General features: G+C 61.0%; 26 protein-coding genes and 1 tRNA gene. 17 read left to right on the top strand and 10 right to left on the bottom strand.

Annotated elements, in window-relative coordinates; all coding sequences use genetic code 11:
• Positions 1-107: 107 nt before the first annotated feature.
• Positions 108-503, bottom strand: coding sequence for a DUF983 domain-containing protein (locus KFK14_RS16285; protein WP_212608382.1), 396 nt, complete (start codon positions 501-503; stop codon positions 108-110).
• 75 nt (positions 504-578) lie between these two features.
• A complete protein-coding gene (locus tag KFK14_RS16280) occupies positions 579-1,289 on the bottom strand; it encodes an endonuclease/exonuclease/phosphatase family protein (RefSeq protein WP_212608381.1) in 711 nt (236 codons plus the stop codon).
• Positions 1,290-1,379: 90 nt separating this feature from the next.
• On the opposite strand from KFK14_RS16280, the gene radA reads away from it, so the two are divergent.
• From radA to KFK14_RS16255, 5 genes are all read left to right on the top strand, one after another.
• Positions 1,380-2,747 carry a DNA repair protein RadA gene (radA, locus tag KFK14_RS16275; RefSeq protein ID WP_212608380.1) on the top strand — a complete coding sequence of 456 codons (1,368 nt, stop codon included), beginning with the start codon at positions 1,380-1,382 and terminating at the stop codon, positions 2,745-2,747.
• Between the two features lie 14 nt (positions 2,748-2,761).
• Positions 2,762-3,283: a CvpA family protein gene (locus KFK14_RS16270; protein WP_212608379.1), complete on the top strand. Its 522-nt coding sequence runs from the start codon at positions 2,762-2,764 to the stop codon at positions 3,281-3,283.
• A gap of 68 nt (positions 3,284-3,351) precedes the next feature.
• On the top strand, positions 3,352-3,777 hold the full coding sequence (locus tag KFK14_RS16265; RefSeq protein ID WP_212608378.1) for an iron-sulfur cluster assembly scaffold protein: 426 nt from the start codon (positions 3,352-3,354) through the stop codon (positions 3,775-3,777).
• Positions 3,777-5,579 carry a cation:proton antiporter domain-containing protein gene (locus KFK14_RS16260; RefSeq protein WP_212608377.1) on the top strand — a complete coding sequence of 601 codons (1,803 nt, stop codon included), beginning with the start codon at positions 3,777-3,779 and terminating at the stop codon, positions 5,577-5,579. Before KFK14_RS16265 ends, KFK14_RS16260 begins: the two co-directional genes overlap by 1 nt.
• Complete coding sequence (locus tag KFK14_RS16255) at positions 5,579-5,905, top strand: DUF423 domain-containing protein (RefSeq protein WP_212608376.1); 327 nt, start codon at positions 5,579-5,581, stop codon at positions 5,903-5,905. The genes KFK14_RS16260 and KFK14_RS16255 overlap by 1 nt, the downstream gene beginning before the upstream one ends.
• Here KFK14_RS16255 and aroB read toward each other — a convergent pair.
• Entirely contained in the window at positions 5,902-7,008 is a 1,107-nt protein-coding gene (aroB, locus tag KFK14_RS16250; protein ID WP_070156178.1) for a 3-dehydroquinate synthase, read from the bottom strand. The genes KFK14_RS16255 and aroB overlap by 4 nt on opposite strands.
• A 4-nt stretch (positions 7,009-7,012) precedes the next feature.
• A complete protein-coding gene (locus KFK14_RS16245) occupies positions 7,013-7,570 on the bottom strand; it encodes a shikimate kinase (protein ID WP_070156177.1) in 558 nt (185 codons plus the stop codon).
• Between the two features lie 87 nt (positions 7,571-7,657).
• Between KFK14_RS16245 and KFK14_RS16240 the strand changes: the two genes are divergently transcribed.
• From KFK14_RS16240 to KFK14_RS16220, 5 genes are all read left to right on the top strand, one after another.
• A complete protein-coding gene (locus KFK14_RS16240; protein WP_070156176.1) occupies positions 7,658-7,852 on the top strand; it encodes a hypothetical protein in 195 nt (64 codons plus the stop codon).
• Between the two features lie 10 nt (positions 7,853-7,862).
• Positions 7,863-9,656, top strand: coding sequence for a hypothetical protein (locus KFK14_RS16235; protein WP_212608375.1), 1,794 nt, complete (start codon positions 7,863-7,865; stop codon positions 9,654-9,656).
• A 19-nt stretch (positions 9,657-9,675) separates the two neighbouring features.
• On the top strand, positions 9,676-10,572 hold the full coding sequence (locus tag KFK14_RS16230) for a tyrosine recombinase (protein ID WP_212608374.1): 897 nt from the start codon (positions 9,676-9,678) through the stop codon (positions 10,570-10,572).
• Between the two features lie 10 nt (positions 10,573-10,582).
• Positions 10,583-11,527: an acetyl-CoA carboxylase carboxyltransferase subunit alpha gene (locus KFK14_RS16225; RefSeq protein WP_070156174.1), complete on the top strand. Its 945-nt coding sequence runs from the start codon at positions 10,583-10,585 to the stop codon at positions 11,525-11,527.
• 62 nt (positions 11,528-11,589) lie between these two features.
• Positions 11,590-13,065, top strand: coding sequence for a M48 family metalloprotease (locus KFK14_RS16220; protein ID WP_425516630.1), 1,476 nt, complete (start codon positions 11,590-11,592; stop codon positions 13,063-13,065).
• 61 nt (positions 13,066-13,126) lie between these two features.
• Here KFK14_RS16220 and KFK14_RS16215 read toward each other — a convergent pair whose 3' ends face one another.
• From KFK14_RS16215 to KFK14_RS16205, 3 genes are all read right to left on the bottom strand, one after another.
• Positions 13,127-13,285 (bottom strand): Flp family type IVb pilin, encoded by a 159-nt coding sequence (locus tag KFK14_RS16215; RefSeq protein ID WP_070156172.1) that lies wholly within the window; start codon positions 13,283-13,285, stop codon positions 13,127-13,129.
• Between the two features lie 160 nt (positions 13,286-13,445).
• Positions 13,446-13,604, bottom strand: a complete 159-nt coding sequence (locus KFK14_RS16210; protein WP_070156171.1) for a Flp family type IVb pilin — start codon at positions 13,602-13,604, stop codon at positions 13,446-13,448.
• Positions 13,605-13,738: 134 nt separating this feature from the next.
• A complete protein-coding gene (locus KFK14_RS16205) occupies positions 13,739-13,924 on the bottom strand; it encodes a Flp family type IVb pilin (protein ID WP_070156170.1) in 186 nt (61 codons plus the stop codon).
• Positions 13,925-13,986: 62 nt separating this feature from the next.
• Between KFK14_RS16205 and KFK14_RS16200 the strand changes: the two genes are divergently transcribed.
• Positions 13,987-14,412: a (deoxy)nucleoside triphosphate pyrophosphohydrolase gene (locus KFK14_RS16200; protein ID WP_212608373.1), complete on the top strand. Its 426-nt coding sequence runs from the start codon at positions 13,987-13,989 to the stop codon at positions 14,410-14,412.
• Here KFK14_RS16200 and KFK14_RS16195 read toward each other — a convergent pair.
• Positions 14,407-15,267, bottom strand: a complete 861-nt coding sequence (locus KFK14_RS16195; RefSeq protein ID WP_212611195.1) for a class I SAM-dependent methyltransferase — start codon at positions 15,265-15,267, stop codon at positions 14,407-14,409. The two genes, KFK14_RS16200 and KFK14_RS16195, sit on opposite strands and share 6 nt — an antisense overlap.
• Before the next feature lie 43 nt (positions 15,268-15,310).
• Here KFK14_RS16195 and KFK14_RS16190 point away from each other — a divergent pair, with 43 nt between their 5' ends.
• The 5 genes from KFK14_RS16190 (at position 15,311) to KFK14_RS16170 (ending at position 17,805) form a co-directional block, all read left to right on the top strand.
• Entirely contained in the window at positions 15,311-16,069 is a 759-nt protein-coding gene (locus KFK14_RS16190; RefSeq protein WP_212608372.1) for a ComF family protein, read from the top strand.
• 72 nt (positions 16,070-16,141) lie between these two features.
• On the top strand, positions 16,142-16,399 hold the full coding sequence (gene grxC / locus KFK14_RS16185; protein WP_070156167.1) for a glutaredoxin 3: 258 nt from the start codon (positions 16,142-16,144) through the stop codon (positions 16,397-16,399).
• 14 nt (positions 16,400-16,413) lie between these two features.
• Positions 16,414-17,244: a carbon-nitrogen hydrolase family protein gene (locus tag KFK14_RS16180; RefSeq protein WP_212608371.1), complete on the top strand. Its 831-nt coding sequence runs from the start codon at positions 16,414-16,416 to the stop codon at positions 17,242-17,244.
• Positions 17,241-17,693 (top strand): DUF1178 family protein, encoded by a 453-nt coding sequence (locus tag KFK14_RS16175; protein ID WP_212608370.1) that lies wholly within the window; start codon positions 17,241-17,243, stop codon positions 17,691-17,693. The genes KFK14_RS16180 and KFK14_RS16175 overlap by 4 nt, the downstream gene beginning before the upstream one ends.
• 35 nt (positions 17,694-17,728) lie before the next feature.
• Positions 17,729-17,805 (top strand) — tRNA-Arg (locus KFK14_RS16170).
• A gap of 19 nt (positions 17,806-17,824) precedes the next feature.
• Here KFK14_RS16170 and KFK14_RS16165 read toward each other — a convergent pair.
• Both KFK14_RS16165 and KFK14_RS16160 read right to left on the bottom strand, forming a co-directional pair.
• Positions 17,825-18,118 (bottom strand): plasmid stabilization protein, encoded by a 294-nt coding sequence (locus KFK14_RS16165; protein WP_212608369.1) that lies wholly within the window; start codon positions 18,116-18,118, stop codon positions 17,825-17,827.
• 480 nt (positions 18,119-18,598) lie between these two features.
• On the bottom strand, positions 18,599-19,480 hold the full coding sequence (locus tag KFK14_RS16160; RefSeq protein ID WP_212608368.1) for a metallophosphoesterase family protein: 882 nt from the start codon (positions 19,478-19,480) through the stop codon (positions 18,599-18,601).
• Between the two features lie 77 nt (positions 19,481-19,557).
• Between KFK14_RS16160 and KFK14_RS16155 the strand changes: the two genes are divergently transcribed.
• Positions 19,558-20,469: a diacylglycerol/lipid kinase family protein gene (locus KFK14_RS16155; protein WP_212608367.1), complete on the top strand. Its 912-nt coding sequence runs from the start codon at positions 19,558-19,560 to the stop codon at positions 20,467-20,469.
• Positions 20,470-20,550 lie beyond the last annotated feature (81 nt).

Raw genomic sequence — 20,550 nt, 5'->3', positions numbered from 1 at the left:
ATCCCAGGGCCTTACAGGTCCAAGGATGATCCGCCAAGCACTACGCTGCCCCGACTGGCCACGGCTCTGTGGCGACAGTTTTGCATATTGGCGGCATGAGCCGGCAGTCAGTCCTTCGGAATGGCAAAGCCATTCATGCGTCGGCTCCACTGAAATGCGATAACGGCGCCTTTTACTGGTTGTATCATCGCAATGGCCAACACCAATGCGATCCCCGGCCATAGGACGGCCTGCACCGGCATAGGTATGGCGAAGGCGAAATTCACCTCTATCATCAGCGGCACCAAAATATGGCCAAGGAGCAGGATGACGATATAGGCGGGGAAATCGTCGGCCTGGTGATGCTCCCAGGATTGTCCACATCCCGCGCAACGGCTGCCAGTTCGCAGAAAGCGTTGAAATAGGGGCGCAGCGCCGCATGCCGGGCACTGATTCAATAACCCTTGTCGAACCGCTGGCCATAGGGGGCGGTCGATGGCTGAGACGTCTTCTTTTTCCGGCATTTAGGGGGATGTAGCCATGCTATGAGCCAACGGCAATATGACTTTCGATCTGCCATTACCCATAGGCGGGATGGGCTATGCGCTGGCGAGTTTGAATTCGGCCCAGATCGGAAGATGGTCCGATGCCCGGCGCGCGGCGCTGCTTTCATGCACGCCGCAGTCAACCAACTCAAGACGGCCGCAATACATGATCCGGTCTAGGCGAGCGACGGGGCGGTTCGCGTGGAAGCTTCGGCCGCATGGCGCGAAACGGTAATGGTGCGCGAAGTCTGCCAGGCAGCCGCGATTTGCGCTCCATTCGTTAAGGTCGCCCATAAGTATTGTGGGCATCTCCCGCCCCAGAGCAGCGGCGTGGATCACTGCAGCCGCTTGCTTGCGCCGCCATAGACCTGACAAATCCAGATGCATCCCGAACAGACGCAAATGATGGTCGTTGGTCTCCACTTCCGCCATGATTGCCCCGCGTGGTTCCAGGCATGGAAGGTGGAGCGCATCATGCGCATGGATCTGAGCATCCAACCGCACCAGGATGGCGTTGCCATGCCACCCCATGCTGTCGGCATTCACGTTTAGCGGGACAGCGCAATAGGCGCTGTGCTGTTCGAGCAACAAGTGCGGGATGGCGGGCACGCGCCGCCCATAGCGCCGGTCGGCCTCCTGCAGAGCGATGATGTCGGCGTCAATTTCGTTGAGCACTTCTATAATGCGTTCCGGGTTACGCCGGCGGTCGGTGCCTATGGCCTTCCTAATATTGTAGCTGGCGACGCGGATTGTCTGACGGCTCATCACCATGCAATGCCTGAGAGTGGCGCTTGTTTCCAATCAATAGAGCGGAGTGGGCTGGTGTTCCACATTTGTTCTGATATGTAGAAGTCCATGGCTAAAGCGAAGCGGAAATTTGTCTGTCAGCAATGCGGTTCGGTGGCGCACCGCTGGCAGGGGCAGTGCGACGAATGTGGCGAATGGAACAGTCTGGTTGAGGAGGCGGCGGAGACGGTCTTTTCCGCGAAGCATGACCTTCATGGGGGCGGGCGGGCGATCTCCCTGATCGGCCTTGATAGCGACGTCGCGTTGCCGCCGCGCGAAATGACCGGAATCGCCGAATTTGACCGGGCGTTGGGCGGTGGTCTGGTGTCTGGATCGGCGACGCTGATCGGGGGCGATCCAGGCATCGGTAAGTCGACACTTTTGTTGCAAGCTTCGGCGCGTATGGCGATGCGTGGCCTTTCGGTCGCTTATATCAGCGGCGAGGAAGCCGCAGATCAGGTGCGATTGCGCGCCCGGCGGCTGGGGTTGGGCAATGCGCCGGTGCAGTTGGCAAGCGCTACGTCGGTGCGCGATATATTGACTACGCTGGCGAACGGGCCACCACCCGCGCTTGTGGTGATCGATTCCATCCAGACGATGCACAGCGACCTGATCGAGGGCGCGCCGGGAACAGTCAGTCAGGTGCGCGCGTCGGCGCAGGAGTTGATCCGCTTCGCCAAGGAGCGGGGGACGGCCGTGGTGCTGGTCGGGCATGTGACAAAGGATGGCAGCATAGCCGGGCCACGCGTGCTGGAGCATATGGTGGACACGGTGCTGAGCTTTGAAGGGGAGCGAAGCCATCAATATCGCATCCTGCGCGCGATCAAGAACCGGTTCGGCGGGACGGACGAGATCGGCGTATTCTCGATGGCGGAGGAGGGGTTGGAAGAAGTCGCCAATCCTTCCGCGCTATTCCTGACAAACCGCGACGAGACGGTGACGGGGGCGACGGTATTCCCGGCGCTGGAGGGAACGCGGCCCGTGTTGGTCGAGATTCAGGCGCTGACTGTGCGGCTGGCCAGCGGCGCGACGCCGCGAAGGGCGGTCGTGGGATGGGATTCCGGGCGGCTGGCGATGATTTTGGCGGTGCTGGAGGCGCGATGCGGCCTGAGTTTCTCGACCTGCGAAGTCTATCTGAACATTGCGGGCGGGTATCGTATCTCCGATCCTGCCGCCGATCTCGCTGTGGCGGGCGCGCTGATTTCCGCCTTGGCAGAGAGGCCGGTGGCGACCGATGCGGTATTGTTCGGAGAAATCGCGCTGTCCGGCGAGATCAGGCCGGTATCGCATACGCCGCTGCGCTTGCGGGAGGCGGCCAAGCTCGGCTTCAACCGGGCGCTGCTTCCTGCTGCCGTGGCGGACGGGGTGAAAGGGATTTCGGTCAGCGGCTACCGCACGCTTGCGCATTTTGTTGACCATATGCTGGGGCGCGGATAGCGGTTTCAGCCAGCATGACTGCACTCGATATTCTCGTTCTTCTCGCCATTGGCGGCGGCGCATTGTTCGGCCTGTTGCGCGGCTTCGTATGCGAGGCGCTTTCCATGATCGCCTGGGTGCTGGGCATTTTTGCCGTGCGTCTTTTCCAGGAGCCTGTGGCCGGATTGTTGACGCCATTTCTCGGCACGGAAAGCGGAGCGTCATTGCTCGCATTCATTCTGGTTTTCGGCGTGACATTTTTCGCCGGTAAATTTCTGGCCCGCTCACTGGGAGCGCGGACGCGCACATCCATTCTGGGACCGATAGATCGAGTGCTGGGTGGAGGTTTCGGCGCGGTCAAGGGATTGATCGGCGCGACGCTCGTCTTTCTCGCATTCAGCCTGGGCTATGACGCTATCTATGGTGGCGAAGCGCGGCGGCCCGACTGGCTGGCGGATTCCCGGAGCTATCCATTGCTCAGCGCCAGCGGGTCGGCGATCAGCGCTTTTGTCGATGAGCGGCGCGATGCGGGGCGCGTCGATGAACATGCCGAGTGAGAATGTTTACGGAGATTGACCTTTAGAAGGTTGGTTTTTCGGCATTCCATGCCCTACATGGCTAAGCCATGAGCGCGTCCCTCTATAACACCGATATCCTCCGCCTTGCGGCCAGCATTCCGCATCATCCGCGGCTGGCAAACCCGCAGGCAAGCGTGGAAAAACGCTCTCCGGTATGCGGCAGCCGCGTCACCGTGGACGTAAGAATGGATGACGACGGCCATCTGGTGGAACTGGGTCTGGAGGTGAGAGCGTGCGCGCTGGGCCAGGCATCCGCATCGCTGATGGCGGCGCACGCCATGGGAATGACGGCCGGGGAGCTTGTCGATGCGCGCGATCGGCTGCTGGCCTATCTTAACAAGGGAGAGCGCGACCTGGAGTTTTGGCCGGGGTTGAATGTGCTTGCCCCGGCAAAGGCCTATCCCGCAAGACATGCGTCCATCGCCTTGTCCTTTGAAGCTCTGGCGGAAGCTGTTCAGAAGGCGGCAGGCTGATGGAACAGCACGCCTCTCCGATCAATGCGACAGAAATTCTGCTGTCCGAAGGCGTCATCCTTCTGGGGGCGGCGGTAGCGTTCGTGATGCTGTTCCGCCGGTTCGGCCTGGGCGCGGTATTGGGATATCTGGTCGCAGGGGCGCTGGTTGGGCCGCAGGGCTTCGGCCTTGTCGGCGGTGCGCAGTCGAAACTGCAGATCGCAGAGATTGGTATTGTCCTGCTGCTTTTCCTAGTCGGCCTGGAACTGAATCCGGCCCGGCTTTGGCGACTGAAGCGCGACATATTCGGATTGGGCCTTGCGCAAGTGGTTTTGTGCGGTGTGGCCTTGTCGGTCATCATCTTCTTTTTCACCGGGTTCACTTGGGGCGCAGCCATTGCGCTCGGCCTTCCGCTGGGTCTTTCCTCGACGGCTCAGGTGCTTCCCGGTCTGAAAAGCAGTGGTCGGATCAACTCTCCCTTTGGCGAAAAGGCTTTTTCGATCCTGCTGTTCCAGGACCTGTCGATCGTGCCCATGATCACGATCATAGCGGCGCTGTCTCGCAATCCCGCGGATGCAAGCGGTCCCCCCGGATGGTTGCTGGCGGCGGAGACCGTGGCCGCCATCGCTGGCCTGGTTCTTGCCGGACGTTTCATTCTGCGCCCCTTGCTGGGGCTGGTGGGAAGACTGGGTGAGCGGGAACTGTTCGTCGCCGTGGGCTTGTTCACGGTGCTGGCGAGCGCGGCGTTGATGCACAGCCTGCATCTTTCAACGGCGCTTGGGGCCTTCATCGCGGGCGTCATGCTGGCGGATTCGCCCTACAGGCATGAAATAGAAGCGGATGTGGAGCCATTCAGGTCGATCCTGCTCGGCTTGTTCTTTCTGGCGGTCGGCATGGTGCTGGATGTGCATGCCGTGATTGCAAATCCGCTGTTCGTGCTCAGCATGGCGGCGGCGCTGGTGATCACCAAGGCGGCACTGATCATGGGACTGGCGCGGTTGTTCGGCATGGACGGCAAGCAGGCGTTCGGTCTTGGCCTGCTGCTCAGCCAGGGCGGCGAATTTGGCTTTGTGCTGTTTGCGCAGGCGCAAAGCGCCATGCTGATCAGGCCGGAGGCCGCCAGCCTGTTTTCGGCCATTGTCACCTTCTCGATGGCGACGACGCCTTTCCTGATGCTGTTTGCGCGACGGCTGGAATTCTCACAGCCGAAGCACAAGGAACAGGAAAGCCTGGATAACGCTCCGCAAGGCAGCGCGATTATCATTGGTTATGGCCGGTTCGGACAAACCGTAGCCCAGATGTTGATGGGGCATGGCTTCGCCGTGACCATGGTGGACAAGAAGCCCGCCCAGATCGAGGCGAGCGGGCGTTTTGATATCAAGGTCTATTATGGTGACGGCACGCGCATCGATCTTTTGAGGCGGGCAGGAGCCGAGGAAGCGCGGCTGATCGCTTTCTGCATGGATGACGCCGATTTCGATGGAAAATTGCTGGAGCCGATCATGGAGGCATTCCCTCATGCGGCCATCGTCGTGCGGGCCTATGACCGGCGTCAATTGCTGCGCCTGAAGGACTTGGACGTCGCTGGCGTGGTGCGGGAGGTGTATGAATCGGCCATTTGCATGGGCATTCAGGCGATGCAGGCGCTGGGCGTTCCTGACCGCGAGATCGCTGAAGTGGAGCGACAGTATCGCGCGAATGACGGGCAGCGGCTGGCGGTTCAGATCGAACAGGGCACGCTGCTCGCCGCCAAAGATCTGATGTACCGTCCAGGACGATCGATGAATTTGTTCAATGCCAATCCGTTGGAGGAGGGCGGCTGATGCTGGGACTTTTGGCGGCGCTTTCGGCCGCGATCGCGGTCATGGCCGGGGCATTCGGAGCGCATGGCGCGTCCAGTCCGCAGGCGGCGGAATGGCTGAAGACCGGTGGCATGTATCAGCTCATACACGCCGTTGCAGCGCTGGCGGTGATGGGAACCGCGCGCGGACCTGCAGCGCTTTTCCTGGCGGGCGGCGCGATTTTCGCCGTAACACTTTATGTAATGGCGATTGGAGGACCGCGCTGGCTCGGCGCTGTAACGCCGATTGGCGGGACGTTGCTGATCGTTGGATGGCTTTGGGCGGCGTGGATATACTGGCGGAATTAGGCGCGCATTTCTTCGTCCAGAAATGTCTCGACATCCTTCAGGCTGACATTCTTGTCCAGAAAGGTCTGGCCGATCCCCCTGGCAAGCAGGAACGGCAGATTTCCACCCGCCATTTTCTTGTCATGAAGCATATGGCCAACAAGTGTGGCGCCGCTTGCCGCGACATGGGCGCTGGGTAGGTCATTAGGCAATCCCGCGTCGCGCAGATGGGCGGTAACCCGAGCCGCTTCCGCCTCGTCGCACAGCCCCTGACGCGCGGAGAAACGGAAGGCGAGCGCCATGCCCGCCGCCACGCCCTCGCCATGTAGCAGCAGGTCGGAAAAGCCCGTTTCCGCCTCAAGCGCATGGCCGAAGGTATGGCCAAGGTTCAGTAATGCGCGGCGGCCGCTGGTTTCGCGCTCATCATCGCCGACGATCATGGCCTTGGCGCGTACGCTCTTTTCGATGGCGTAAAGCCGCGCATCCGATTCGCCCGCGATCAGCGCATTGCCGTGCATTTCGCACCAGGTGAAAAAGCCGGGGTCGTCGATCAGTCCATATTTCACGACTTCGGCATAGCCCGCGCGCACTTCCCGTTGGGGCAATGTGTCGAGGGTCGAAGGATCGATCAGGACAAAGGAGGGCTGATAGAAGGCCCCGACCAGATTTTTCCCCGCGGTCGTATTGATCGCGGTCTTGCCACCGACCGAACTGTCGACCTGAGCGAGCAAGGTGGTGGGCACCTGGACGAAGCCGCAGCCGCGTTTCAGGATTGACGCGGCGAAACCGACAAGATCGCCGATCACGCCGCCGCCGAGCGCCACGATGTGGTCGCCGCGCTCCACTTCCAGCGCCAGCAGCCCATCCAGCAATGTTTCGAGGAACCGCCAGCTTTTTGTGCCTTCGCCTGCGGGAAGCACGACCGGCTCGATCACAATTCCGGCTTGGGAAAGGGCGGCCTCCAGCCTGTCCAACTGGGTCGCCGCGACATTCTCGTCAGTCACGGTCACGAGCCGTCCGTTGCGCGCGAACCGGGCAAGATGGTCGGCCGCTTGGTCGATTGCACCCTCTGCGATCAATATATCGTAGCTGCGGTCGCCAAGTGATACGGGCACTATAGCCATCAGATTACTGCCAATTGTCCAGGGCTTTCATGATCTTCTCAACCGCAGCTTCATGAGGCGCGGCGATACTGCGAATGTGGATTGGGGCCAGCGCATAGACCGGATTGCGCACTGCCGCCAGATCGGACAACACCGTGCGTGCGTCCTTACCCTTCAGCAAGGGGCGTCCTTCCCGGCGGGATACGCGGTCGACCAGAATGTCGATATCAGCGTCCAGCCATACCGCCAGCGCCTCCGCCAGAATCAGCGCGCGCGTATCCGCCTGCATGAACGCGCCACCGCCGGTGGCGATGACTTTCGGCGCTCCCTCAATCAAGCGCGCAATCACCCGGCGCTCGCCGTCGCGAAAATGCGCTTCGCCATAGCGTTCGAACATCTCCGTGATTGTCATGCCCGCCGCTTTCTCGATCTCCTCGTCGGCGTCAACGAACGCAAGGCCGAGGCGCACGGCAAGCCGACGACCCACAGTGGATTTGCCTACGCCCATCATGCCCACAAGGACAATCGGCCGGTCCAGAGGGCGGCCGGGCAGGGCAGGGGCGGATTTGGTGTTTCGCTGCATGGCGAGCGGGGCTATACAGCCAGCCGCCCCACGTACCAACGCCATTTCTATGGCAAGCCAGCGCCTCGTCGGCCCAAAGAAAGACATATGAAGACCAATCGCAATTACGGCAGCTTCGAAAACACCAGCCGGCGGCGTAGCCGATTGTCGCTGGCCCCGCTGATTCCCGTCGTGCTGGTGGTCCTTGTGATCGGGTTCCTATGGCTGATCTGGTCGCGGGGCGGGGAGCAGCCGCAGCAACGCGTAGAGAAGGCGATTCCCGCCGAAAAGCTTGGCAAGTAGGATCGGACCCGTGGTCGCCCGTAGATGGAAGGTGCTTGGCGGCGTGGTCGCGCTTGCCCTGGCGATTCCGGTTATCGCCCAGCAGGCGCCCGAATCGCTCTTGCCGCCGGGCTTCGGCGATCCGGTGACCGATACCCCGCCGCCTGCGCAACAGGGGCAATCTCCTCAACAATCATCCTCCCTGATACAGCCGATACCTTCGCTGGATCTGGCTGCGCCGGTCGATAGCGAAGGAAATAATGCCGCCGCGGCGATGAGTGAGGAAGAACTGGCGGCTGAGCGCGCAAAATATGATTTTCCCGACAGCGCCAAGCGCCTGCTGACGCGCATCGGACCACTGACGCCGGAGAGCGGCGGTTTTGCCGCCAACGCATTTGGCAGCACCCAGGGCAAGTTCCTGATGGCCCTGATGCGGGAGAGCCGCGCGCCATTCGCTTCACGCTGGGCCTCTATCCTGATGCGGCGCGCTCTCCTGTCGGGAACTGATACGCCGGGCGATGTCGATGGCGCGGACTGGGTTGCCGAACGGGCCTGGTTGCTGTTGCGCATGGGTGAGGCCGATGCCGCGCGGATGATGATCCAGAGCGTCGACGCAGACAAATATACGCCGCGCCTCTACGCAATCGCGATGCAGACCTACCTCGCGACGGCCGATCCAGCGGGATTATGTCCGCTCTCGGACGGGGCGCTGCGGACAAGCCGTGAGCCGGGCTGGGTCATGTCTCGCGCCTTTTGCGCATCCTTCTCGGGCGATCAGGGATCGGCCAGCGGCGCGCTCAATCAGGCGCAGCGAGACAAGGTTGCGCGTGGCATCGACTACCGGCTCGCGGAAAAGGTTGTTGGTGCTGGCAATAATGCGCGCCGGTCGGTCAAGGTGGAATGGGACGGGGTGGATAACCTCACCGCGTGGCGCTTCGGCCTTGCGACGGCGACGAATGTCGAAATTCCCGACACTCTATATGCCACCGTCGGTCCGCATGTGCGGGCATGGGAAGCGCGCGCATCGGTGCTGCCAGTTCCCCGGCGTCGCGTGGGCGTGGAAACGGCCGCGCGATTGGGCGTATTTTCCAGCGCGGCGCTGGTCGGCTATTATAGCGAACTGGCTGGAGATGCGGCTTCACCTGCCGATTTTCAGGACAGGGCGGATGCGCTGCGCACGGCCTATTCCGGGGCGAATCCATCGGACAGGCTGGATGCGATGCGAACGATCTGGACGGTCGATAACGCCGCCGGAGCCGATTATGTCGGCTTGATAGCCGTTGCGCGCGCTGCCGCGGCGCTTCCCGTTATGCAGGCATCCTCCGAAGATATGGCGCATCTGATCGCCGCCATGCTGACGGCGGGATATGATCGCAGCGCAATACGGTGGAGCAATGCAGTCAGCGGCGATTCCAACGCGCAGGATGCATGGGCGTTGTTGGCTGTAGGCGCGCCATCGAATGTGGTCGACATGTCCGCCAATCGCGTGTCCGCCTATGTAACCGCCGCCGGACCGCGCAAGGGACAAATGCTGGTGGCGGGACTTGCGGCGCTTAACCGGTTGAGCGCGGCCGATGCAGGGCAGGCGGCGCAGTCGGCCGGCGTGTCCCTGGCCGCGCAAAGCCGGTGGTCGCGTGCTATCGGGGCCGCCGCGCAAAGGGGCGAGCGTGCTACGGTCGCCATCCTTGCCGGTGTGGGCCTGCAAGTGGCGGACTGGGGTAAAGTGCCGCCTGAACATGTCTTCCATATCGTCGCGGCGCTTCACCGGGTGGGGCTGGACCCCGAAGCACGGATGATCGCTGCAGAGGCGATCACCCGCAGTTAGAGAGTGGAGAGCAGGTATCTTGTCCGGCGACCTGATCCTGATCGACCGCTTCCTGGAGATGATGGCGGCCGAGCGGGGGGCGGCGCGGAACACGCTGACCGCCTATCGCACTGATCTTCTGGCCGCGTCGGAGGCGTCTGGCGGATTGGAGGGCGCGGACGCAGCCACGCTGCAGGGGTTGACCGGGGAATGGGCTGCACTTGCCGCCTCAACGGTCGCGCGCAAAGTATCGGCGCTTCGCGGCTTCTATGCATTTCTGGAAGAGGAAGGGCTGCGGAGCGAAAACCCTTCGTCGGCGCTCCCAAAACCAACTTTGCGGCGGCCCCTCCCCAAAATCCTCACCACAGCGGAAGTCGACCGATTTTTCCAGGTGATCGAGGAACGGCTGGCGGTCGAGCATCCTTCCTTTCTGGACCTGCGCCTCTCCGCGCTGATCGAATTGCTTTACGGATCGGGCCTGCGGGCGACCGAACTCGTGTCCCTGCCGCACCGGGCCCTGGCGGCTGATCGCCCTTTCCTGATCTTGCGCGGTAAGGGCGGGCGTGAACGTCTGGTCCCCATTTCGGATCGGGCGCGCGCCGCCGTGGCTGCCTGGAGCGCGCATGTGCCAAAGGAATCGGCCTGGCTCTTTCCGTCCGGAAAGAGCCATCTGAGCCGCATTCGATTGTATCAGATGGTGAAGGAACTGGCGGTGGCGGCCGCAATAGCGCCGGAAAGGGTAAGCCCGCATGTGTTGCGCCACGCATTCGCCACGCATTTGTTGGAGGGAGGTGCGGATTTGCGCGCCTTGCAGACCATGCTCGGCCATGCGGACATCGGGACGACCCAAATCTACACGCATGTCGATAGTCGCAGGCTGGTCGAGTTGGTTAACCGTCGCCATCCCCTCGTTGACCTGAAGCCGTCCCGGTCCTAACGAGCGTCGCATGGTCAGTTTTCTGGATTTTGAGAAGCCGATAGCAGCACTGGAAGCCCGTGTTGCCGAGCTGCGCGAGACCGCCAATGAAGGCGATCTCAATATCGACAGCGAGATAGACAAGCTGCATCAGCGTTCGCAGAAGATGCTGACAGACATTTATGCCAAACTGACGCCTTGGCAAAAAACGCAGGTGGCGCGTCATCCAGACCGGCCGCACTTCACCCATTATGTAGCCGGAATTTTCCAGGATTTCGTGCCTCTGGCCGGAGATCGCGCCTTTGGCGACGATCAGGCGATCCTTGGCGGCTTCGCGACAATCAACGGCCGTAAGGTCATGGTGATGGGCCATGAAAAGGGTCACGACACCGCCACTCGCCTCAAACATAATTTCGGCATGGGCAAGCCGGAGGGCTACCGCAAGGCGATCCGGCTGATGCAGTTGGCGGATCGCTTTGGTTTGCCGGTGGTCACGCTGGTTGACACGTCGGGCGCGTTTCCGGGGGTGCAGGCCGAAGAACGCGGCCAGGCGGAAGCGATTGCCCGTTCGACCGAAGCCTGCCTGGCGCTAGGCGTGCCTATGGTCGCCGCGGTGGTGGGCGAAGGGGGATCGGGCGGCGCCATAGCGCTTGCGGCCGCCAACCGGGTCCTGATGTTCGAACATGCCGTCTATTCAGTGATTTCTCCCGAAGGCTGCGCGTCGATCCTGTGGCGCACGGCCGAGAAGGCGAGCGATGCCGCGACGGCGATGCAGGTAACGGCGCAGGATCTGAAGGCTCTGGGCGTGATCGACCGCATCGTGCCGGAACCCAAGGGCGGCGCGCATCGTCTGCCTCGCGAAGCTATCGCGACGCTGGGCAAGGCGATCGCAGAGGAATTGGATGGGTTGAGCGGGCAGGATGCGGCTGCGTTGCGTTCGTCGCGCGCCGACAAATTCCTGGCGATGGGTGGCTGACGCGCCGTAAAGACGCCGCTACTCTGTGGATCTATCGCGGATAATCGACGGAGAGACGCGCAATGACGAAACGGGGATGGCTGGCGATGGCGTCGCTCTGTGCGATCGGGCTGGCGGCGTCAGGCGCGATTGGCCAGCAAAAGCAGATACGCACGGTTTCCTCGATCTCCGCTGCAGACAAAGCGGCGGGGGCCAAGGCGCATCCGCAATTGGTCAAGGAATATGGCGGCGCGTACAGCGGCAGTCAGGTTGGCTATGTCACCACTGTGGCGCGCAAGATTGCGGTGCAGTCGGGCCTGTCCAATGCAGGCGGCGATTTTACGGTCACTCTGCTGAATTCGCCGGTGAATAACGCTTTCGCGATACCGGGGGGCTATGTCTACATCACCCGGCAGTTGATGGCGCTCGCCAATGATGAAGCCGAAATGGCGGGGGTGCTGGGGCATGAGATAGGCCATGTCGCCGCGCAGCACGGTCAACGGCGGCAACAGGCGGCGCAGCGCAACGCGATTGGCGGGGCGCTCCTTGGTTTGCTTACCGGCGCAGTCATGGGTGATTCCGGGCTTGGCGGGCTGTTGCAGAAGGGCATAGGCACAGGAAGCCAGTTGCTGACGCTCCGTTTCTCCCGAACGCAGGAATATGAGGCGGATGATCTGGGCATTCGGTATCTGGCGAAAGCTGGATATGATCCGCAAGCCATGTCCTCGATGCTGGCGTCGCTTGCCGCGCAGAACGCCCTTGATCAGCGGGCGACCGGCGATGCCCGATCCATCCCGGAATGGGCGAGCACCCACCCCGATCCCGCCGCTCGCGTCGGCCGGGCGGCGCAGCGCGCGCGCGAAACCGGCGCACGATCCAGCTTTCGCAATCGGGACGCCTTCCTGACCGCCGTAGATGGGATATTATATGGCGATGATCCAAAGCAAGGGACCATAAGCGGAAGCCGTTTCCTGCATCCTGAGCTACGCCTTGCCTTCACCGCCCCGGCAGGATTCGGCATGGAGAATGGCAGCGACGCGGTAAGCATCACCGGGTCAGGCGGTCAGGCGCAATTTTCGGGCGCGCCATATTCAGGAAATTTGCAATCCTATGTGGAAAGCATCTTCCGTTCGATCGCGGGTCAGGATTCAGGCAACCGTTTTGGCGAGATCAACCGGACGACCGTGAATGGCCTGTCGGCCGGCTATCTGACCGTCAGGGCGCAGAGCCAGTCGAGTCAGGTGGACGTCACCGTGTTCGCATATGAATTCGGTCCAAACAGCGCCTATCATTTTCTGCTGGTCACGCCTGCGGGCGCGGGGATCGGTCCATTCTCATCGCTGGTGGGGTCGCTAAGCAGGCTAAGCGCCCAGGACGCAGCCGCCATCAGGTCCAGGCGAATTTCGGTCGTTACCGTCAAAGCGGGCGATACTGTCGATTCTCTGGCCGGACGCATGGCGTATGCGGATATGCGGCAGGACCGGTTTTTGACCCTGAACGGTCTGCGTTCCGGCGACGCGCTCAGGCCCGGTCAGAAAGTGAAGATCGTTATAAACTGACGCTGCAAGCCAAATTCTGGGGGCTGGTCCTGCGCCAGCCCCTTATCGGCTTCTCAGAGGATCAGAGGTTATTGGAAACCTTCGAGAAGGTGTTCTTGACCTTCGTGCCAAGGTTCGACATCGCGGTGATCGCAGCGATGGCGATCAGAGCAGCGATCAGGCCATATTCAATGGCGGTCGCGCCCTTGTTATTCTTTATGATCTTGCGAATGCACGACATACGGAAAATTCCTCCAGGAAACGCCTATGGCGATAACCGAGCCATTATGGATGAAATCGGTTAATGTTCGCCTAAGGCCAAAAGGTCACCATTTCCGCAAAGAAAAAGGGCGGCAGGATCGTGCCCGCCGCCCTTCTTTGCGTCAGGTAATCCGTCAGGATTACATGTTGTTCGCAACCTTCGAGAAGGTGTTGGTCAGCTTGGTGCCGAGGTTCGACATCGCGGTGATGGCGGCAACGGCGATCAGAGCAGCGATCAGGCCATATTCGATGGCGGTCGCGCCCTTGTTGTTCTTCATGAACTTGCGGATGGACTTCATGTTCGGTCTCCTTGAAACTGTAATACGCTAGAACTACCCGGCTTCCTGGGCATCCCAAGTCAGCAATCACCGATTTAGAGGCAGGTTATTGACAAATATTTAACAGCGGGAGCCAAGGTGTCAGATATTGATGGTTAACTATTGTTAACGGCGTTTGCGACATTTCCCCACATGTTGGTTGTCTTGGTCGCTACTTGACGCAGGGCGATCGACATGACGAGGAAGATGAGGGCGAGGATCAGGCCATATTCCACAGCAGTCGCCGCACGCTGGCAGCGGACAAGGCGCATGCAGGCAAAAATTTGCAGGAAATGGCGCATGCTATCTCACCTGTTGCGGAGGGATGGACAATCTGTAAAACGGCGGCGGTTAACAAAATCCTATGACATCGCCCGACCTTCCGGCTCCTGCCTCCATCCTGCATGTCGTCGCGGCCGCCCTGGTGGACGCCGATGGCCGGGTGCTGTTGCAGCAACGGCCTGAAGGAAAACCGATGGCCGGGCTGTGGGAATTTCCTGGCGGCAAGATTGAACAGGGCGAGACGCCGGAAGCTGCGCTGATCCGTGAATTGCACGAGGAACTGGGCATCGTCACCCAAGGCAGTTGTCTTGCGCCGGCCGCGTTCGCCAGCGAGACGCTTGGCGAACGTCACCTGCTGCTGTTGCTGTATGTTTGCCGCAAATGGACGGGAATAGCCGAACCCCGGCATGCGACGGCTTTGAGATGGGTGAGGCCGGCGCAAATGTATGCGCTGGATATGCCCCCGGCAGATCTTCCCCTGATAGGCCTGCTCGACGCCTTGTTATGACGCTTTCGGGCTGAGCGCCTGAGCCAGCGACATGGTGGCGCTGCCCCGCCGGGCCGGTTTTGCCTGAGAGGGATCAGGTTTCCAGCCGCTCATATAATTGATCGCGAAACGCTCTGCCGTTTTGCCGTCCGCATCTGCCGCGTCGGCGAAGCGAGCGGCGGCCTTCGCCAATGTTTCACGAGAAAGAAGCGGCGGGCGGGACAGCAATATGTTGGCGGCTCCCATGCCGCGCAGATCGTCCAGGAGGCGGAACATCCCGCCATAACGGACGGTCAGCGTTTCCCCATCCGCGACAGGCATAGCAAAGCCAGCCCGGCTTAGCAGATCACCGGTGGCGCGAACATCGACCTGGGGATGGATATGCTGGCCAGGCCGGTTCCCCTCGGCGTCCAGCAAGGCGGCGCGAAGCACCGGCAGCGAGCCGGCGCCTGTAAAGGCGGCAAGCATCAATCCATCCGGGCGCAAGACACGGTTCATGAGGATAAGGGCGCCAGGCAGATCATTTACGCCATCCAGCGTGCCGCATGCGATGATGAGGTCGAAGCTGTTATCAGCAAAGGGCAGGGCGTCTTCGTCTGCCTGAACCCCGCCGTTGATGCTGGCATTGACGAAGCCTGGGTCGGTGCAGATTATGTTTTTGCCCATGGCGGAAAGCCGTTCCCGCGCACTCCCGTCCGGGCAGCCGATGATAAGCACGTCCGGTAAATCACGCTGCACGTCGTTCAGCCGGTCGAGCAATTCATCAAGCATATGACGATACAGGAAGTCGTGATCGGCAAAGGCCCTTGCCGCGCGGTCCCGGCGCATGGCGCGAAGGCGACGATCAAAGATTTCCGGAATTTGCCCTTCATTCATGAGCCGCCTTGTGCAGAAGCGCCCGACGAAGGACAAGAGGCGTATGAGCATGGCCTCGGTCTCCCGCACGATCTGGTGGAAAATAATCGGCTATGCCCTGCCGCCGCGTTGCCCCGGCTGCGGCGTGATCGTGGAAGATGATCATCGCTTCTGCCTGACCTGCTGGTCATCGATGCGGTTTCTCAGCGAACCATGCTGTGATCGTTGTGGAGCGCCGTTCGATCATGACCGGGGGGAGGGCGCTTTGTGCGGCGCGTGCCTGTCCGACCCGCCCGTCGTCGGTCGCGCACGAGCCGTGCTCGCATATGGAGACATCGCCCGAACCGTTGCACTCCGGTTGAAATATGGGCGCCGTATCGGCCTTGCGCGCCTGATCGCAGGGCAAATGGGGAGATTTGTACCGGTAGAGGGCCGGGCGGAGATGTTGCTTGTTCCAGTTCCATTGCATCGTTGGCGGCTGTGGTGGCGCGGTTTCAATCAATCGGCCCTCATCGCGGATCATCTGGGCCGGCTGTCCGGCATCGCGGTGGAAAAGGAAGCGTTGTTGCGCACCCGCCGGACGCCGCCCCTGCGCGGGCTTGACCCGGGACGGAGGAAAAAGACGGTGCGAGGGGCCTTCTCTGTGTCTCTGTCGCGGAAGCACAGGCTGATGGGCAAAACCATAATATTGATCGATGATGTGCATACCAGCGGAGCGACGGCCGATGCCTGCGCGCGCATCCTGCTGCGAAACGGGGCTGCCGCCGTCCACTTGATTTGTTGGGCGCGCGTATTGCCGGAGACCGCTGTCAAGGCCGATTGATGGCGGGACAGATTGACAATGCGCCCAACACCGCCAATCTCCTGATGATAAGAGAAGGAGCGTCGCAATTTCATGGCTCATGTCGAAATCTACACCAAGGCTTTTTGCGGGTATTGCGCGCGGGCCAAGGCGCTGTTGGAAAGCAAGGGCGTTGCGTTTGAGGAATATGACATCACCATGGGCGGGCCCAAGCGCGCTGAAATGCTGGAGCGATCGGCAGGCGGCGTCACCGTGCCGCAAATCTTCATTGATGGCGCACATGTCGGCGGCAGCGATGATCTGAGCGCACTCGACCGCGCGGGCAAGCTGGACCCCATGTTGAACGCATAGCCGGCAGACCGAAGATGCGCGCCGCCATCCTCCAGACGACTACCGGCATTGATCCGGCGGAAAACGCCAGGATGATCGCGGATGCGATCGATCGCGCCGCGCAGGGCGGCGCAAACATGCTTTTTACGCCAGAGATGGTTGGTTATCTCGATCGCGACCGGCGCAGGGCTGAGGCGACGCTGACCGATGAGGCGAACAGCGTCCTATTGGCCGAGGCGCGCAATGCCGCCGCCAAATCCGGCTTGTGGGTGCATCTGGGTTCGCTGCCTTTGAAGGATGAGCGGAGCGATGGGCGTTGGGCAAACCGTTGTCTGGTGATCGATGACAGCGGCGCCATTCGCGCGCGATACGACAAGATCCACCTCTTTGACGTCGACCTCGCAACCGGAGAAAGCTGGCGGGAATCGAACGTATATGGGCCGGGCGAACAGGTTGTCACGGTCGATACGCCCTGGGCGCGTATGGGACTGACCATCTGCTATGATCTGCGCTTTCCCGATCTCTACCGGGCTTTGACCAACGCGGGCGCGACCATTCTCCTCATCCCCGCCGCCTTTACGGTCCCGACCGGCGAGGCGCACTGGCACGTCATGCAGCGCGCGCGGGCTATCGAGGGCGCGGCTTTTGTCATTGCGCCGGCGCAGACGGGTTTGCATGCGGACGGCCGCACCACTTATGGGCACAGCCTGGTGGTCGACCCTTGGGGAGAGGTGTTGCTGGACATGGGACAGGAGAGCGGGATGGCTTTCGCCGATCTTGACCTTTCCCGCATCGACGCAGTACGCGCCAGGGTTCCAGCCATCGCAAACCGCCGCTCCTTACCCCTTGAAGTCACTAGATCATGATCGTTTTTGACCTGAAGTGCCGGCCCGGCAGTCATGTTTTTGAAGGCTGGTTCGGATCGAGCGAGGATTTTGAGAGCCAGAAGGCGCGGGGCCTCATCACTTGTCCGGTCTGTGGCGTGGGTGATGTCGAGAAGGCGATCATGGCGCCTGCCGTACCGGCAAAATCCAATCGCCAGTCCGCGCCGGTACCAGTAAGCTCCGGCGCTGATATGGCGAAGCTGCAAGCGGTCATGGAAAAGCTCGCTCAGGCGCAAAGCGAAGCGTTGAAGGATTCCCAATGGGTTGGCCGGAAATTCGCGGAAACCGCGCGCGCCATCCACTATGGTGAGCAGCCGCACCAAAATGTGCATGGCGAGGTTGCTCCCGCAGAGGCGCGCGCCCTGATCGAAGAAGGCGTGGAGGTAGCGCCCTTGCCATTCCCCGTAATTCCGCCCGACGTGCAGAATTGACCCGAAAGCGCCGCAGCCCTAGAGCAACCGGCGTCGCACCCATAGCTCAGCAGGATAGAGCGTCGGATTCCTAATCCGAAGGCCACAGGTTCGAATCCTGTTGGGTGCACCATCTGTCTTGCCGCTGGCCTTCAATTTGATGCGTTCTTTCGGCGCGTGACCCAGCCTTTTCGTGCGGCGGCGGAGCGTTGTTCTGGCGATCCTGGCTTGCCAGCGCGTCCGCCGCGTGACGAGGAGACATGCGTGTCGGGCTTGCCTCGTCCGGAACCGGATTTGTTGCCGCCGCCAGATTCCTTGTTAACCGTGGCCCATGCCCGGCTCTTGGCCTCTTTCTCGGGCACGCCGCGATCTTCATAACTTTCTTCAATATGCTGGGCTTTGCGCTTTTGTTTGTCGGTATAGGCGTCCTTGTCTCCGCGTGGCATCGATCCTCTCCTCATCATCCATATGGGGGCAACGAATGGGAGAGCCTCTTTTTCCCCTTCGTTGCTACCACCCTCAGATTGAACCGAAATTGCGTTGGCGTGTTATGATCTGACGCAGGATGTGCTGCGTCCAATCGGAGATGGCGGATGGCGGTTTCAGTTCTCTTTCCCGATGGAAGCCGCTCCAATGTTCCCGCCCAGCTAATTGGCCGCAAAGGCGATGAAGGTATGATATTGGGCGGGTTCAGGCAGGTGCCCCTGAACTGTGATCCCGTTTGGCGATATGTTCAGGAAGATGGCATGTGGATAGCCAAATCCAGGCACGGACCGGACGTGCGGCATCTGTCTCCACGCGAAGAACCCTGCTGGTGGGAAGGCATTCCCCAGATGTGTGAGCCTGCGCTACCCGATAAATCGCGGGACGTTTCCTTAAGGACCGCTGCCTAAAGCTGGCGGCGGGTTTAAGCTGCATCAGTCCCCTTAGAGGACAGACAGCCGATGATCTTCTTCAACCGTTATCGGATCGCGCGTCGCCACCGGACGCGCATGCCAGTTATCTTGTTCAAAAGTGTAGCGGACATGATTGCCGCGCCGGAAATGCTCACCGTCCCAGGCGATAACCTGTAGCTCCAGATCATTGTTGCACGCGACATGCAGCCAGTTGAAGCTTTGCAGTTCATTGTTCCTGAACCGGGTCGACGTCGCTGTCCCGGCCTGGATAACCAAGGCGGAGCCTGCATTTTCCACCATCTTGCGCGCGGCTTCCGCATAGGTACGGTGAAAATGACCGGCGAGCGCAATGTGGACACCGGTCTCGCATACGGATCGCACTGCGTCATCATGGCGGCCGACTGCTTCCGTCAGTTCGCCGCCTTCGCCGATCGGCATGGCGAAAAGGGGATGATGGGTGACAAGTATGCGCGTTTTATGGGCCGCCACCTTTTGGAAGCGTTCGTGGATGATGGTCATCTGGTCGCGGTTGATGCGGCCGTCCTTTATCGTCAGCGAACGCGCGGTATTGATGCCCAAAACGGCTAGTTCATCATTTTCGAACCAGGGGCACAGGTCGTTGTCGATATAGCGCCTGTACCGGCGGAGCGGCGCGCCAAACCTGCGCGCGATGTCATAGAGCGGGATATCATGGTTGCCCGGCACGACGAGCGTCTGGAAACCCGCTGCGCGCAATCTGTTGAGATAGGCGGACGCTTCGCGGAACTGGTCGACCCTGGCCCGCTGCGTGAAATCGCCGCTGATGATCACCAGGTCGGGCCGATGTTCCTCCAGCCATGCCTCCGTGGCTCTGACGACTTTGGGATCATGCGCCCCAAAATGAATGTCGGAAAGATGTGCGATGCGCGCCATAGGAGAGTGAACGAGTTTTTGCGCATCTTGTTTCCATGCCGTCTGGACCTTGTTCGCGCCGCGCGCGTTGTTGCGGCATGACAACGAAATCTGTTCCGCGCCAGGCCGTGCTCATCGTCAACGCGCATTCGCGAAAGGGGCAGAAGCTCTTTGATGACGCCAGGCAAAAGCTGGAGGCGGCGGGCGTGGAATTGCTTGCCGCTCATGCGGTGCGGAACCCGGACCGGCTTGCCGCCACGGTGCGGGATGCCGTGAAAAGCGATGCGCCGATGATCATCATAGGCGGCGGCGACGGGTCGATGTCCGGCACCGTTGACGAATTTGTGGGAAGCCAGTGCGTGTTTGCGGTTCTACCGCTTGGCACCGCAAACAGCTTCGCCCGGACGCTCGGCGTTCCGCTCGACCTCGACAGCGCTATTGCCGTGATCGCGAACGGCCGGCGGCGCAGGATCGATCTGGGGATGATCGACGGCGACTATTTCGTGAATGCGGCCTCGATCGGCCTGTCACCGATGATCGGCGAGACAGTGCCCCACAAGCTCAAGAGATATCTTGGCCGCATAGGGTATCTTGCCTGGGCCGTGCGATGTTTTGTCGGCCTCCGCCCGTTTCGGCTTATCATTGATGATGGTTCCGGCGAACGGCGGATGTGGGCGACGGAAGTGCGTATCCTGAACGGCCGGTTTCATGGCGGTGTCGAGCTGACGGAAGATGCCGATGTCGATAGCGGCGAGATCATTATTCAGGCCGTGACCGGACGGAGCCTGTTGAGGCTGGTGCTGGATTGGTACGCGAAATTCTTCAAGCTGCGGTCGCGTGAGGCTCATGCGGAGGATTTTCGCGGACGGGAGTTTTTGCTCGACACGCGCCCGCATCATCGCATTTCGATAGATGGCGAAGTTCTGGCCACGACTCCGGTCAAGGTGAAGGTGGCCGCCAGCGCAATCGATGTTGTAGTTCCCATGACGGATGGGCCGGCCTTGTCGTAAAAAGGGGCTAGGACCCGTGGAGCGTCGAACGGGATCAGCTTCATCATCGGCCGCAAATGGTCTAACGACCTGAACATCACG

The sequence above is a fragment of the Sphingobium phenoxybenzoativorans genome (assembly GCF_018286635.1).
Taxonomy (GTDB): domain Bacteria; phylum Pseudomonadota; class Alphaproteobacteria; order Sphingomonadales; family Sphingomonadaceae; genus Sphingobium; species Sphingobium phenoxybenzoativorans.
The sequence above is the reverse complement of the archived record's forward strand: the minus strand, read 5'-3'. Positions and strand labels throughout refer to the sequence as shown.